Source organism: Paenibacillus sp. J22P51 (assembly GCF_059692215.1).
Map to the genome: position 1 here is coordinate 70,383 of NZ_JCAUAZ010000022.1, position 14,539 is coordinate 84,921.

Sequence of the window (14,539 nt, forward strand, 5' to 3'; positions counted from 1 at the left end):
TAAAGGAAAGCTCTAGGTGGAGGGGATCACGCATGGCCATATGGGATCGTTTATTATTTTCCTATTCGCGGAAAATGGACAGAGAGCCTAAGCGGTTTGAGATACCTGCTCTAGATGACCTGATCGACAACAACGAGCCGTTATCATTAGCTCATATCCTAAACCAATTTGAGGATTGCGTCGATGTGTTTCATCGAAACATTCCGAATATCCAAGTTGATCTTGTCTATTTTCCGCATCTCATTGATCACACGCAATTGTCTCGGGAAGTGACAGATCCGTTATCTAATTTGCAAACAGATGATCTGAGCTCCATTTTGGAGCAGTCTCAATTTGAAGTATCGGATGACCCTAAGAAGATTGTTGTTGGGATCTTATCTGGGCAAGTTGCTATTTTTCATAATGAGAAGGTGTACCTCGTCTTTCTATATGGGCCCCAAGCAAGGAGCGTGGAGCAGTCCGAAACTGAGACCGTTATTACGGGGCCACATGATTCGTTTACAGAAACGGCGGGCACGAATCTTTCCTTAGTTCGAAGAAGGGTAAAGAGCTCCCATTTGAAAGTGATCAAACTAGAAGTGGGTGAAGTCACCAAAACCGTCGTATTTGTCCTGTATCTCAAAGGCATTGTGAACATGGACCTGGTAGACGAGTTTGTTCGTCGTATTCGAGGGATCGAGGTTGACGCGATCTATGATGGCAATATGTTCACACAACACATCGATGATGTACCGAATTCGTTATTTCCACAATTCTTACTTACGGAACGCCCGGATACCGCAGTTTCCAAATTAATATCAGGGAAGATTCTAGCCATTATCGATGGAAGTCCGGCAGTGGTGAGCGGTCCGACGGCCTTCTTCGACTTTTTCTCCTCTGCGGATGATTATTATCAGAGATGGACGATTGGAACCGCCACAAGGCTGCTTCGATTTATCGCATTCGTGATGGCGATATCGTTTACAGCTATTTATGTATCGGTGACTACGTATCATTATGAAATGATCCCAGAGGCTTTGCTTTTAACCTTGAGGGAGTCGCGAAGCAGGGTGCCCTTTCCTCCTGTGTATGAAGCGCTGCTGATGGAAATTACGATCGAGCTATTGCGGGAAGCCGGGGCGCGTCTGCCGACCAAAATCGGGCAAACCATCGGTATCGTAGGCGGTATAGTAATTGGACAAGCGGCTGTTCAAGCGGGGCTCACAAGTAACATTCTAATCATTGCGGTTGCCTCATCTGCGATAGCGTCCTTCGTTATTCCTAGTTATGTGATGAGTGCTTCGATTCGTCTTATTCGTTTCGGTTTAATTTTGCTGGCAGGTATTTGGGGGAACTTCGGGCTCATGATGGGGATTAGCTACATTGTGATCCATCTTTGTGGGTTAACTAGTTTGGGTACTTCCTATATCACACCAATTGCACCTGCGAAATGGAGTGATTGGAAGGATGTATTCATCCGCGGTCCTTTCTCCATACTGACATCACGTCCTAGTCAAGTGAAAACGGCAAATTCCACGAAGAATAAAATGAGAAAATAAGGATGATCCGAGCGTGAAAGAGAAGCTGAACAGTTTCCACATTTTCATTTTGATTCCTATGATACAGATTGGCGTCGGTATCTTTGCCCTGCCTCGGGTTGCTGCTGAATATTTTGGTTATAACGGTTGGCTTATGCTTTTCATAATCGCGGGTGTGGTTGCGTTTAATATTTATTTGATGTGGATCGTGTGGAAGATGGGAAAAGGGGAAAGTATATACGCCATCTTTGAGAGGTATCTACCGAAGTGGATCATTTATCCATTGTATGTCATCATGTCGCTTGCATGGTCATTATCAGCGAGTTTGGTTACTAAGATCTATGTGCTTATTTTCCAAGTGACGGCATTCCCCACAACGAATCCGATGGTTTTCATGTTTGCGATGAGCCTCCTGGCGTATGTGTTAGTTATCAAAGGCATCTACACGATTGCGAAGGCAAGTACGGTCTTCTTCTATTTAGTAATGTGGATGATGTTCTTGGAGCTTACCTTTTTTAATGACTTGAAAATATCGAGATACACCCATTATGTATTCAAGGAGGGGAAAGAATTCTGGAAAGGTGGGTTGAACCTGTATGGCTCATTCCAAGGGTATGAATTCTGTTTACTTTTATTTCCCTTTATTCAGCCCAAGACGAGATTTTTCACGGCTGTACAGCTGGGCAATGTGCTTACCTTCTTGTTTTATTTAAGTGTAACCGTTATTTGCTTTGGATTTTATAGCTTGCAGCAGCTCAAGCTTATTATGTTTCCTTTCCTCGATCTTCTTGCTTACATTAAATTTCCGTTTATGGAAAGAGTGGAGAATGTGCTCTTTGGTTTTTTTGTATTCACGGTCATTATTACAATTGTGATGTATCACTGGGCTGCAAGCTTGAACATGCAACAGATTTTCAAGCATGCGAAAGCGAACAAAATAACTTTGATTGTGATGGCTTCGACCTATCTAATCTCGTTTATTCCAAGTGTACTGGATGAGGCGGGAAAGTGGTTGTTTTTTATCGGGTATTTCAACATTAGTATTTCCTTTGGCTTGCCGATCTGTTTAATTGGTCTTCTTTCTATTCAAAGGTGGCGAAAACAGCTTGCATAAAATTCGCTTTGGATGCCTGATGATTAGCGTGTTGCTCTTACTATCCGGATGTGGAAATGATCAACGCATTCTGGAGAAAATCGGTTTGACCCATACGATAGGCTTTGACTTAATGCCAGGGGATATGCTCAAGGTCACGAATAGTATCCCGCTTTCTTCTACCGATTCCAAAGGAGCGAGTGAAGTGCTGACAACCATTTCGCACAGCAGTAAAAGTGCAAAGGTTGACCTCTCCAGACAAACACAGTTAATTCTGGTTAGTGGACAGCTGCGCAATGTCATGTTCGGACTAACGCTAGCTCAGCGAGGCTTCTGGGACGATATCGATACCTTAGTGAGAGATCCTTCGATTTCACCGCGGGTTAAAGTTACGGTTGTGGACGGGGAAGCACATACCATCTTGAAGAAAAAATACACCAACTTCTTGCAAACAGGACAGTATATTGATCGTATGCTGGGAACGGAATCGCAGGCTCAGACCGTTCCGAAGGTAACCGTATATGATTTCACAAGAGATTATTATGACGATGGAATTGATCCTGTTGCTCCCATTATTAAAGATGGCGGAGATCATGTCGAAATCGAGGGAATTGCCCTTTTTCGGGACGAACGGTATCGAATGAAGGTTCCTGCGAAAGAATCGCTTTATTTTGCCATGCTGCGCGGGGATTTCAAGTTGGGTTCGTTACCGCTGCTTCTAAATAAAGAAAATGAAGCCAAGGAGCTCGTGTTGTTTGATGCACTCATTAGCAAAAGGCATGTCAAAGCATCTCGAACGGGAACTGGCTCCTTTAAAGTGGATTTTGATATATCGCTAAGCGGCGCTATTCTGGAGTACGTCGGAGATTTGAAAATCAGTAAGGAAGCGGATCGGCACGAACTCGAATCCAGAATTTCAGAGAAAATTAGCGCTCAGATGGAAAAGATGCTGAAGGATATGCAGGAGCATAACGTGGATAGCATTGGGTTAGGAGGCGTTATTAAGGATATCGTTTCCTATAAGGAATGGAAAGCCATGGACTGGCGCGAGGTGTACCCTGAAATCGAGATTCATTGCCATTCAAAAGTGAAAATCAAGCATTATGGGAAGCTGCAGTGAGTTCAAAGATAGTAAATCAGTAAGGCGATTGAATTTGGAGGTTGAATTTGATAGGGTATAAGTCACAGATCATAGCAAGGTGAAGGAGTCATGGGGAAAATGATACGATTTGCAGTTATTGGTACGAATTGGATCACAGAGGAATTCATACAAGCGGCGCTCGAAACAGGAGAGTTCGAGTTGACGGCCGTATACTCCCGCACGGAAGAAAAGGCTGCGGAATTCGCAGGGAAGTTCAATGTAGGGCATCGATTTACAGATTTGAATGCATTTGCGAAAAGTGATGCATTTGATGCGGTGTATATTGCGAGTCCGAATTCGTTGCATGCGGATTATGCGGTTCACTGTATGAAGCACGGCAAGCATGTGATCTGCGAAAAGCCTGCGGCTTCCAATAGCACTGAGCTAGCGGCGATGATTGATACTGCGCGCAGCCATCAGGTTGTGTTCATGGAGGCGTTGAAATCAACACTCATGCCTAATTTTAAAGTCGTGCAAGAGAATTTACATAAGCTTGGGAAAGTAAGACGCTACTTTGCAAGCTATTGCCAATACTCGTCCAGGTATGATGCTTACAAGCAGGGAACCGTGTTGAATGCGTTCAATCCAGCGTTCTCGAATGGATCCATGATGGATCTAGGTGTTTATTGCATCTATCCGTTGGTTGTATTATTTGGTGCGCCGGAGAAAGTGCAGGCGAATGCGGTGATGCTGGAATCCGGCGTAGATGGCGAAGGCAGCCTATTGCTGAGCTACGATGAGATGGATGCGGTGATTCAGCATTCCAAAATCGCCAGCTCCTACCTGCCTGCTGAAATTCAAGGTGAACTAGCGACCATGGTCATTGATAAAATTAATCAGCCGGAGAAGGTGCAAATCCGTTACCGAGACGGCTCCGTAGAAGATTTGACGCAGGAGCAGAGTGTGAGAACCATGCGCTATGAGGCGGAGGAATTCAGCCGGTTGATCAAGCACGGCGAGTTGGAATCTGCGACGAACTCGCATGCGAATTCCAGCGCGGCCATGGCGATCATGGATGAGGCGCGGAGACAGATCGGGCTAGTATTTCCGGCGGATCGGAAGTAGGGAGGGGACGGCGGAGAGCGGAGAGCGGGGGCGAAGAGGGTAGAGCGAAATGTGAAATGCGAATGCGTACCCCGAAGCCGGAAACCCGCAACCCGAGACCCGCAACCCGCAACCCGCAACCCGCAACCCGCAACCTGTAACTCGTAACCCCCTGTCCCGCCGCCGCGTCAGTGTTTAACTGGAAAAACTACATCTAATTTCGCTATTATCGTGTGGAAATCTGGAATAGATGGAAATAATGCAGTTAATTCTACGCATTTGGCCCATATTGTAGGAAATGCCCGGAAATATCTGTAGTTTTTCCAGTTAATCGTCGCTGAACGGGAATTAGTGAGGAAATAGCTGGAGTTTTTCCAGCTATTTTTGCGTGGCGAGGGAGTAGTGACTAGCTAGTTGGTGATAGGAGATTTGGTTGGTGTTTGTTTAGAGGAACATTAGGCGTGCTGCGACATTTGCAGAGCAGAGCCGTAATCCCTATGGGTTATATGCGAGACCAAGGTGGTTAGCAGAAAGAAGAACCTGAGGCATCCCTCAGGTTCTTTGTGTTTTCAAATCAGAAGCATGCAGATGAGCTTCAACTATTTCAACGTCCCGGCTGCACGCATGGTAACTGTGGCATCTTTGGTTTGAGAGGCACGCTTTTGAACCAGGTGATAGACAATCCCCATCATTAGCCACGTTCCGCCCATCCATAAAGCGTCCTTATCCAGCAGTGACAGCAGATAGCCGATGAATCCAGCGCCAAGCAGTGGAAGTACGAGATACAGGAACGTTTGCTTCGGCGAGCGTTGGCGTTCTTTCATATACTTTTGCGCTATGACGGACACGTTAACGAAGAAGAAAGCGGTAAGGGCGCCGAAATTGACGAATTTCACGGCATTATCCAGGGAGATCACGAGAGCGAGCAGTGAGACGACGCTAACGATCACGATGTTGATGACCGGTGTGCCCAACTTCGGATGTAGGAAAGCAAATACCCGTTTAGGAAGTACGTTATCTCGCCCCAAAACAAAGAGGAGCCGCGAAACGCTGGTAACCGACGATAACCCTTGGGTGAAGATCGCAAGAATCAAGACGGTGAGGAATACGGAGCTCAGAGCTGCTCCACCAACCATTTTAACAATTTCAAAGCCCGCAGAATCGATATTTACGAAAGTCAGATGTGGATACACGAGCTGTGTTAGGAAAGAAGGCACTAAATAGAGAATACTGGCAGCGATGATGATGATCATGATGGCTCGAGGAATGGTCTTCTCGGAATTAACGGTTTCCTCTGCCATTGTCGTAACTGTATCAAAGCCTAAAAAAGAGAAGCATATAATAGAAGCACCAGCGAGAATCGTGGAGAAAGGCACATCCGTTTGCAGAAACGGCCCAAGCGGGTGAATCTCACCAACGCCAGAGAGGTTTCGGAATAGAAAGAAGCAGAACACAGCAATAAACACGATCTGAATCCAGACGAACAATTTGCTGATATTCGCGGAGAATTTGATGCCAATGATATTAATGAGGCCGAGGATGATGTTGAGTCCGATGATCCACGCATAAGCGGGAATGGACGGGAACTGAGCATGCAGGTAGATGCCGAAGGTTAGGCACGCGATGATGGGGGAGAAGAAGTAGTCCAGGAGCAGCGCCCAACCCACTAGAAAGCCTAGATAGGGATGGATGCTCTTTTTGGTGTAGGTGTAGGCGGAGCCGGAAGTCGGAAACACCTTTGACATTACACCATAGCTATAAGCGGTGAAGAAGATAGCGATGAAAGCCAGCAGGTAGGCTTGCGTTAGCATCCCATGTGCATTCTCATACGCAATGCCATATATGGAGAAATAAATCATCGGGGTCATCCAAGCAAGCCCCATGTAGACGACTTGGTACAGGCTCAGGGACTTGCGTAGTGTAACTTCTTTGGTCATAGCGGTAACACTCCCTTATTCAGTGGTTGACTGTGAACACAGGAGCGGGTTATATACAAAAAAGCCAAGGGGATATCTAACGTGCAGATATCTCCCGGGCTTTTATCCCTCCGTGAACACAGTCTTTAGCTGTGCGTCTCCTCTTGGTCCAGACCGGGAAATATGCCGCCCGCGGAACCCTAGAAAACTTTATATGTAATGTTTCATGACTTATATATAAGGATGTTAACGATTTTATTAATCATGTTAGCTATTGATCATTCATGTAAGTTAATATAACACATTATTAGGCTTGTGAGAAGTGTTTTATGCCAATAAACTAAAATAGATAGTTGTTATTGACACATATCATCAACGATGTTATGTTTAGTAACACAAACAAATACGAATGTTTACTAGGGTTCCGCCGGTACTGATGACCGGGCTGGTCCGAGAGTAAACCACTCTTGTGAGAGAGTGACACGGAAGGATAAAAACCTGGGAGATATCACCAAGACAATGGGTCTTGTGATGTCTCCCTTTTTGTTTAAGTAAATAGCGAAGGAGAGCGATAGCATGGGGAACATTTGGAGTAAGGACATAGGGCCAGGAGGCAAATGGTCAGGGGTAATTGGCAAAGGGAAGTTGATTCGTTTGACTGCACTGGAAGCGGGCGCGAATGTGTCGGTCCAGTTGTACCACGCGAAGGATCTGACGGAGCGCTACAATATGCCGGATACATTGAAGGCGCAGCATACCGCTCATTTGACCCGAGGGAATGTGCTGATGAGCGATAACGGCCGTGCGATGGTAAGTATCGTGGAAGACAGCCTAGGCTGGCATGATCCACTTAGCGGATACACGAGCCGTGCAGCGACAGATGCCAAGTATGGGGCGACGAACTATCAGGAGCTGCGCAATGATTGGCTGCGGAGCGGTCAAGAGAACTTTGCTGTTGAGCTGGTTCGTAATGGCTTGAGCATGCGGGATATGATGCCGGTGGTGAATCTATTTTCCAAAGTTGTCGTGGATGACAATGGGGATATGCGTCTTAGCCTAGATCACTGTCAAGCAGGTGCAACGGTCACGCTAAGGACGGAGTTAGACACGCTAGTAGTTCTGTCTAATACGCCGAATCCACTTGATCCGAGAGAAAGTTATCCATCTGTGCCTGTCAAAATCGAAGTACTAGCCGCCACGCCGGTTAATGAAGATGATTATTGCTTGAATTATCGTCCGGAGAATCGCCGAGCTTTTGAAAATACATGGGAATATCACACATTGTTAGGTTCTTAATAGAAACGACCGCAGAGGAGGTATGAAGTATGGCTGTATTTAATCGAGTAGAGAGCCCTCGTCAAGAGGAGGATGCGATATATAGTGAAGTGATTCAGGCAGGAGATGGCTGGATGCGTGTCTTGAAGCCAGGACAAGTGATGCGGATTGTGGATCTCGAAGGAAATCAGGCGGCAGACACGTTGTTCTATGATGCAGAGAATCCCGAGGATCACTATAGTGCGGTAGCAACGATTACGGGTCAAAGCAACATTTACTTGAGCACAGGCTCCATTTTACGAGCCGAATCAGGAAAGGAGCTGCTAAAAATCGTAGCTGACACCTGCGGACGTCATGATACGGTCGGTGGATCGTGCTCGGCGCAAAGCAATACCGTGCGTTATTCGCACGATAAGCTGTCGATGCACAACTGTCGCGATACGTTCATGCTGCAGCTAGCTGGGCAGGACGGTGTGTATACGAAGCGCGATCTGGCGCCGAATATTAATTTCTTCATGAATGTACCTGTGACACCGGATGGTGGTTTGAAATTCGATGATGGTGTATCTGCGCCTGGTTGTTACGTAGAAATGCAATCCCTTGGCAGCACTATGGCACTGATCAGTAACTGCCCGCAGCTTAACAATCCATGTAACGCCTATAACCCGACGCCGATTCAGGTGCTTATTTGGGATAAATAACGAAGATAAACGCGAAGGAGTGGTTACGATGTTTACAAAAGTGCTAATTGCGAATCGTGGCGCGATTGCCGTACGTATTGAGCGTACATTGCGCAAATTGGGAGTTCAATCCGTTGCTGTGTATACGGCGGCAGATCAAGATAGTTTACATGTGGATGGAGCCGATGAAGCGGTTCTGATCGGTGAGGGGCCGGCGAAATCGAGTTATTTGAATACAGAGCTGATCCTGCAAACAGCGCTCGAAACCGGTGCGCAAGCGATCCATCCTGGTTATGGCTTCTTGAGTGAAAATGCGGATTTTGCCCGCGCTTGTCGCGAACATGGCATTGTATTTATCGGACCTACTCCGGAGCAAATGGAAATGTTCGGATTGAAGCACTCTGCCCGTGAGATCGCCGAACGTGCAGGTGTTCCGATGCTGCCAGGTACTCCTTTAATCACGGAGCTGGAGGAAGCTTTAACAGAAGCTGTGCGTATTGGTTACCCTGTTATTCTGAAAAGCACAGCAGGCGGTGGCGGTATCGGCATGCGTGTTTGCGCAGACGAAGCCACATTGCGTGCAGCGTATGATGGTGTACGCCATTTGGCCGAAACGAATTTCAAAAACGGGGGCATGTTCCTCGAGAAATATATTGCCCGTGCTCGTCACGTTGAGGTACAAATTTTCGGCAACTCCTTAGGTGAGGTCGTAACGCTCGGTGAGCGCGATTGCTCCATCCAACGTCGTAATCAGAAGGTCATTGAAGAGAGTCCAGCTCCGAACCTGTCGGACGAAGTGCGTGAGGCGATGTTTGCTTCGGCGAAACGGTTGGCAGCAGAAGTGGGCTACCGCAGTGCGGGGACGGTTGAATATCTCTATGATCCAGAAACGTGTGAGTTTTACTTCTTGGAAGTGAATACGCGTCTTCAAGTGGAGCATGGCGTGACGGAGGAAGTGCTGGGAGTTGACCTCGTGGAGTGGATGGTGCGTGAAGCGGCATTGGAGCTGGATGATCTTCAATCGCTGATCCGCAAGCCGCAAGGCCACAGTATCCAAGCGCGGATTTACGCAGAGGATTGCCTTCAACAGTTCCGTCCGAGTGCAGGGCAGTTGGATCGCGCTGTTTTCTCAAGCAATGCTCGCAATGAAACGTGGGTCAGAGATGGTCTGACCGTAACGACGCTGTATGACCCGATGCTGGCTAAAATCATTGTTCACGGCAAGGACCGCTTAGACGCGATCCATAAATTAGTGGAAGCGCTGGCTGAAACGCGCATGTACGGCTTAACAACCAATCTGCAGTATGTACGTGCGCTTCTGCAAGAAGAGGCTTGCCTGAGCGGTAATGTGTACACGCAATTGCTGAATACATTCGAGCCTATAGAGCGCGCACTTGAAGTCGTCGATGGTGGTATTCAAACGACTGTGCAAGACTTCCCTGGCCGTATTCGCCATTGGGATGTTGGAGTACCGCCTTGCGGACCGATGGATCCATTGTCGTTCCGTATCGGGAATAAATTGCTGGGCAATGCTGACGATGCGCCTGGGCTAGAAATGACTTTGCGTGGCGGCTCCTACAAGTTCCGCAGCGACATGTGGTTCTGCGTGACGGGTGCGGATATGCAAGCGGAGCTCGACGGAGAGACGGTTGCTACGTACCGTCGTGTGTTTGCTGTACGCGGGCAAGTGCTGAGCTTCGGCGAGGCCAAAGAAGGCATGCGCACGTATTTGCTCATCGACGGCGGACTCGATATGCCGAAGATTCTGGGCAGCTCGGCCACGTTTACGCTGGGTGGCTTCGGGGGTCACGGCGGTCGGGCGCTACGTACGGGCGATGTTTTGGGTGTCAATGAAGGCGGCGAGATGTTAAGTGGTGAGGCGACGGAACTTGCTATCGCTCATCGCCCGGGAATGACACGCGAGTGGACGATTGGGGTCGTTCCTGGACCGCATTGTACAGGTGAGTTTTTGCGTACGGAGTATCTGGATCAACTGACAGAAACGAGCTGGGAAGTGCATTTTAACTCCTCGCGGACGGGGGTTCGTTTGAAAGGGCCAGCACCGCTATGGACACGGGAGGATGGTGGGGAAGCAGGACTTCACCCTTCCAATATTCACGATAATGCCTATGCAATTGGGACGCTGGATTTGACCGGAGATATGCCGATTCTCCTTGGGCCAGATGGACCGAGTCTTGGTGGTTTCGTGTGTCCGGTGACGACAGCATCAGCTGAGTTTTGGAAGCTGGGTCAGCTGCACCCTGGTGACTCGATCCGCTTCCACCTGCTGACGCTTCCAGAATCGGAAGCACTGCGTGATCTGCAAGAGAGCAACCTGCGTGCGATTGGCGAGGGGCATTTTGACCAATTAGTACACGTGCAATTGCCTGCTGTGAATGAGGAGATTACACCTGAATATCCGCGACTTTTCCATGAAGTGGAGAACCGTCGATTCCCAATCACCATTCGCTGCTGCGGGGACCAAAACTTGCTCGTTGAATACGGTGAGCTAGAGCTGGATTTGCTGCTTCGCTTCCAAGTGCAGGCTTTGATGCAGGCGATTGTCGAAAGTGGCTCGATTCCGGTACTGGACCTGACGCCAGGTATTCGCTCTTTGCAAATTCATATTGATCCGTCGCAAATTACATTGACTGAGGCGTGCCACAAGGTCGTTGAGATTGACGCTGCCCTACCTCCTTTAGAACAGTTCCGTGTGCCTTCGCGTATTGTGCGCTTGCCACTGTCATGGGATGACCCGGCTACACAGTTGGCGATTCAACGTTATCAACAGGGAGTGCGACCGGATGCCCCTTGGTGCCCGAGCAACCTCGAATTCATTCAACGGATTAACGGATTAGATACGATAGATGAAGTGAAAAAGATTGTTTTTGAAGCTAACTACCTCGTACTGGGGTTAGGTGATGTGTATTTGGGGGCTCCTGTGGCAACGCCGGTTGATCCTCGTCATCGTCTAGTAACTACAAAATACAACCCAGCGCGAACATGGACACCAGAAAATGCCGTTGGTATCGGCGGAGCTTACATGTGTGTGTATGGGATGGAAGGTCCAGGCGGATATCAATTCGTAGGACGTACCATTCAAATGTGGAATCGTCTGCGCTCAACGGAGAGCTTTCAAGCGGGCAAGCCTTGGTTGCTGAGATTTTTTGACCAAATCCAATTCTATGAAGTGAGTGCGGAAGAGTTGCTTCAGCTGCGTGAGGATTTCCCTCGTGGTCGTTATGAGGCTGACATTCAAGAGACGACTTTTGATCTAGGTGAATATCTGCAATTTTTAAGTTCTATAGAAGAAAGTGCGGATACCTTCCGTACTGGGCAGCGCGTAGCGTTCAATGAGGAACGTGAAAGCTGGAAGGCGAAAGGGCTTGCTGAATATGTCTCCGAGCAGGAGACAGGCGATGCTGCGCCGGAAGATGAGTTACCTGCAGGGACAGTGGCTGTGCGTGGTATTATGCCAGGAAGCGTGTGGAAAGTACTCGTGTCCCCGGGAGAACAAGTGAAGAAGGGCGACCAGCTCGCGATTCTCGAAAGTATGAAAATGGAATTCCCGCAGCACGCGCCTTGTGATGGCTATGTTTCGATGATTGGTGTGAAGCCGGGCGATCAGGTGCATGCAGGTCAATTAATTCTGGGTATTGCACAATCTGCGTAAGGGAGAGGTGAGGGGGTTATGGGAGTTTTGGAAAAAGAGTTAACTATTGCTTACTTGCGTGAAAAGTATGAAGCGGGCGCATTATCTCCACAGGAGGTCATGTCGACCATTGTAGAGCGTTCCGTAGCGGATGCTGATATGAACATTTGGATTACGCCGCCGACGATGGATGCCATCCAGCCGTACTTGGATCGGTTGTCATTTCTTTCTTTGGCAGATGCACCGCTGTGGGGGATTCCCTTCGCTATCAAAGACAACATTGATCTAGCTGGCGTTCCAACGACGGCAGGCTGCGCAGAATATGCTTTTACCCCAGAAGAACATGCGGGTGTGGTGGAGAGATTAATTGCCGCAGGCGCGATTCCAGTAGGCAAAACGAATCTGGATCAGTTTGCGACGGGATTAGTCGGCGCTCGCAGTCCTTACGGGGACGCGCATAACGCGTTGCGTCCGGAACTGATCAGCGGCGGCTCGAGCTCAGGCTCAGCCGTCAGCGTTGCCCGTGGCCAAGTGGCGTTCTCACTTGGCACAGACACAGCAGGCTCCGGCCGTGTGCCGGCAGCGCTGAATCGCCTAGTCGGCTACAAGCCGAGTCTCGGCGCGTGGCCGACCAAAGGGGTCGTGCCCGCCTGCGAAAGTCTCGACTGTGTAACGGTCTTCGCGCATAGCCTAGCGGATGCGCTTGTTGTAGACAGCGTGGCGCGGGGTGCCCACGCAGAAGATCCTTGGTCCCGCAGCGTGGTGCGGAAACCGGCAGGGTTGCCTACTCGGATTTGCCTACCAAGTGGCGAGTTAGGCTTCTACGGGCCTTACGCTGATGAGTATCGCGCAGCATGGGAAGAAGCGGTTGATTTTGTGCATGAAGTCAGTCTTCGTGAGGGCATCGAAGTTGTAGAAGTGGAGGTAACCTTATTCGCGCAAGCTGCGGCGATTTTATATGAAGGTCCTTGGGTGGCTGAACGCTGGGCAGCTCTAGGCGAATTTATTGAGGGGAATCCGGGGGTTGCATACCCAGTGACGGAGAAAATATTGCGCTCAGGCTCCGCTGCCGAGTACGATGCAGCATCGGTGTTTGTTGCGATGCATAAGCTTCAGAGGTATAAATTGGAAGCTAGGAAGCTGTTGCAGGATGCGGTGCTTGTGATGCCGACCTGCGGAGGTACCTGGACGCGTGAGCAGGTATTGGAAGACCCGATCAGCACGAATCGCGATATGGGTCGCTACACGAACCATTGCAACCTGCTGGATTTGTGCGCGGTTGCTGTGCCTGCAGGCGATGCGGCGCCGGAGACGCCTTTTGGGATTACGCTCTTCGCTGTAGCGGAAGAGGAAGGGTTGATTTGTGGAGTTGCTGAGTTGTTCGTTGCTGGCGCTAGTGATGGTGTAAAGGCGGAGGTTGCTGCGGCGCGTGTGGGTGCGAGTGCGGATGGCGCCGGTGCTGCGCAGACGACGCTGGTGGCGGTTTGCGGGCTGCACATGCGTGGCTACCCGCTGGAGAAACAGATGCAAGGCTGTGGAGCGCGGTTCATCCGGGAGGATGAATCCGCAGCGAAGTACAGCCTTGTGAAGCTGCCGACATCCCCTGCGAAGCCGGGGATGATCAAGCAACAGCAGGGTGGCGCGGCCATCCAGCTGGAGATTTGGGAAATGCCGCTCGAGGCATTTGGCGGCTTTGCGGCTGCGATCCCGGCACCGCTCGGGATCGGCAAGGTTGAGCTCCGGGACGGCACAGAAGTCCCGGGCTTCGTTTGTGAAGCTTACGCGGCCGTAGGCGCGGAAGATGTTACGGCGTTGCGCAGCTGGCGCAACGTGGTGCCTCTGTAAGTAATTATGATAGGAACTTAATGGAGACGATTGTTCCCTTTTATTTTGAAGGGGGGGGTCGTCTCCTTTTAACTTTTTTGCGAATGAGGGTTGTAATGCATTTATATCCATGGTATATTACTGGTCCGCCATTCTTTCCGAGGGAAATTCCTTGTGGAGTGGGGATGTAGATTGACCGCAAAAAAAGAAAATAAAAAAAACACTTGCAATTGAAAAGTGTACGTGGTACATTATCTCTCGCTGCTTCGGTAACACGGCAGTGAGCGAAAGAAATTGATCTTTGAAAACTGAACAACGAGTGAGTAAGCACGAACGAGAAATCGTTCAAAAAAGAGATTGCAAAATCTCGCTAGCAACGCAAATGAGCAATTAAGCT

9 protein-coding genes and 2 riboswitches are annotated in these 14,539 nt (G+C 49.1%); of the genes, 8 read left to right on the plus strand and 1 reads right to left on the minus strand.

Annotated elements, in window-relative coordinates:
• Window positions 1-32: 32 nt before the first annotated feature.
• The 4 genes from AC58QC_RS28245 to AC58QC_RS28260 all read left to right on the plus strand — a co-directional run bounded on the left by AC58QC_RS28245 (window position 33) and on the right by AC58QC_RS28260 (window position 4,816).
• Entirely contained in the window at window positions 33-1,538 is a 1,506-nt protein-coding gene (locus AC58QC_RS28245; protein WP_497418352.1) for a spore germination protein, read from the plus strand.
• 13 nt (window positions 1,539-1,551) lie between these two features.
• Complete coding sequence (locus AC58QC_RS28250) at window positions 1,552-2,631, plus strand: GerAB/ArcD/ProY family transporter (protein ID WP_497418353.1); 1,080 nt, start codon at window positions 1,552-1,554, stop codon at window positions 2,629-2,631.
• Window positions 2,624-3,730, plus strand: a complete 1,107-nt coding sequence (locus tag AC58QC_RS28255; RefSeq protein WP_497418354.1) for a Ger(x)C family spore germination protein — start codon at window positions 2,624-2,626, stop codon at window positions 3,728-3,730. The genes AC58QC_RS28250 and AC58QC_RS28255 overlap by 8 nt, the downstream gene beginning before the upstream one ends.
• A 99-nt stretch (window positions 3,731-3,829) precedes the next feature.
• Entirely contained in the window at window positions 3,830-4,816 is a 987-nt protein-coding gene (locus tag AC58QC_RS28260; RefSeq protein WP_497418365.1) for a Gfo/Idh/MocA family protein, read from the plus strand.
• Window positions 4,817-5,394: 578 nt separating this feature from the next.
• Here the strand turns inward: AC58QC_RS28260 and AC58QC_RS28265 are convergent.
• Window positions 5,395-6,732 (minus strand): APC family permease, encoded by a 1,338-nt coding sequence (locus AC58QC_RS28265; RefSeq protein ID WP_497418355.1) that lies wholly within the window; start codon window positions 6,730-6,732, stop codon window positions 5,395-5,397.
• A gap of 89 nt (window positions 6,733-6,821) precedes the next feature.
• A riboswitch (guanidine-I (ykkC/yxkD leader) is annotated at window positions 6,822-6,926 on the minus strand.
• A 190-nt stretch (window positions 6,927-7,116) separates the two neighbouring features.
• A riboswitch (guanidine-I (ykkC/yxkD leader) is annotated at window positions 7,117-7,218 on the plus strand.
• A 69-nt stretch (window positions 7,219-7,287) separates the two neighbouring features.
• On the opposite strand from AC58QC_RS28265, the gene AC58QC_RS28270 reads away from it, so the two are divergent.
• Genes AC58QC_RS28270 through atzF form a run of 4 tightly spaced genes read left to right on the plus strand, consistent with a single transcriptional unit; the run spans window position 7,288 to window position 14,163 of the window.
• Window positions 7,288-8,007 carry an urea amidolyase associated protein UAAP1 gene (locus AC58QC_RS28270; protein ID WP_497418356.1) on the plus strand — a complete coding sequence of 240 codons (720 nt, stop codon included), beginning with the start codon at window positions 7,288-7,290 and terminating at the stop codon, window positions 8,005-8,007.
• 29 nt (window positions 8,008-8,036) lie between these two features.
• Window positions 8,037-8,687 (plus strand): urea amidolyase associated protein UAAP2, encoded by a 651-nt coding sequence (locus AC58QC_RS28275; protein WP_497418357.1) that lies wholly within the window; start codon window positions 8,037-8,039, stop codon window positions 8,685-8,687.
• Window positions 8,688-8,715: 28 nt separating this feature from the next.
• Complete coding sequence (gene uca, locus AC58QC_RS28280) at window positions 8,716-12,339, plus strand: urea carboxylase (protein ID WP_497418358.1); 3,624 nt, start codon at window positions 8,716-8,718, stop codon at window positions 12,337-12,339.
• An 18-nt stretch (window positions 12,340-12,357) separates the two neighbouring features.
• Window positions 12,358-14,163 carry an allophanate hydrolase gene (gene atzF, locus AC58QC_RS28285; protein WP_497418359.1) on the plus strand — a complete coding sequence of 602 codons (1,806 nt, stop codon included), beginning with the start codon at window positions 12,358-12,360 and terminating at the stop codon, window positions 14,161-14,163.
• Window positions 14,164-14,539: the final 376 nt, after the last annotated feature.

What these genes read in the sequence shown, in the direction of transcription:
- AC58QC_RS28245 (WP_497418352.1), top strand. Translation starts at nt 33, where the DNA reads ATGGCCATATGGGATCGTTTATTATTTTCCTATTCGCGGAAAATGGAC.
- AC58QC_RS28260 (WP_497418365.1), top strand. Translation starts at nt 3,830, where the DNA reads ATGATACGATTTGCAGTTATTGGTACGAATTGGATCACAGAGGAATTC.
- AC58QC_RS28265 (WP_497418355.1), bottom strand. Translation starts at nt 6,732, where the DNA reads ATGACCAAAGAAGTTACACTACGCAAGTCCCTGAGCCTGTACCAAGTC.
- AC58QC_RS28270 (WP_497418356.1), top strand. Translation starts at nt 7,288, where the DNA reads ATGGGGAACATTTGGAGTAAGGACATAGGGCCAGGAGGCAAATGGTCA.
- AC58QC_RS28275 (WP_497418357.1), top strand. Translation starts at nt 8,037, where the DNA reads ATGGCTGTATTTAATCGAGTAGAGAGCCCTCGTCAAGAGGAGGATGCG.
- uca (WP_497418358.1), top strand. Translation starts at nt 8,716, where the DNA reads ATGTTTACAAAAGTGCTAATTGCGAATCGTGGCGCGATTGCCGTACGT.
- atzF (WP_497418359.1), top strand. Translation starts at nt 12,358, where the DNA reads ATGGGAGTTTTGGAAAAAGAGTTAACTATTGCTTACTTGCGTGAAAAG.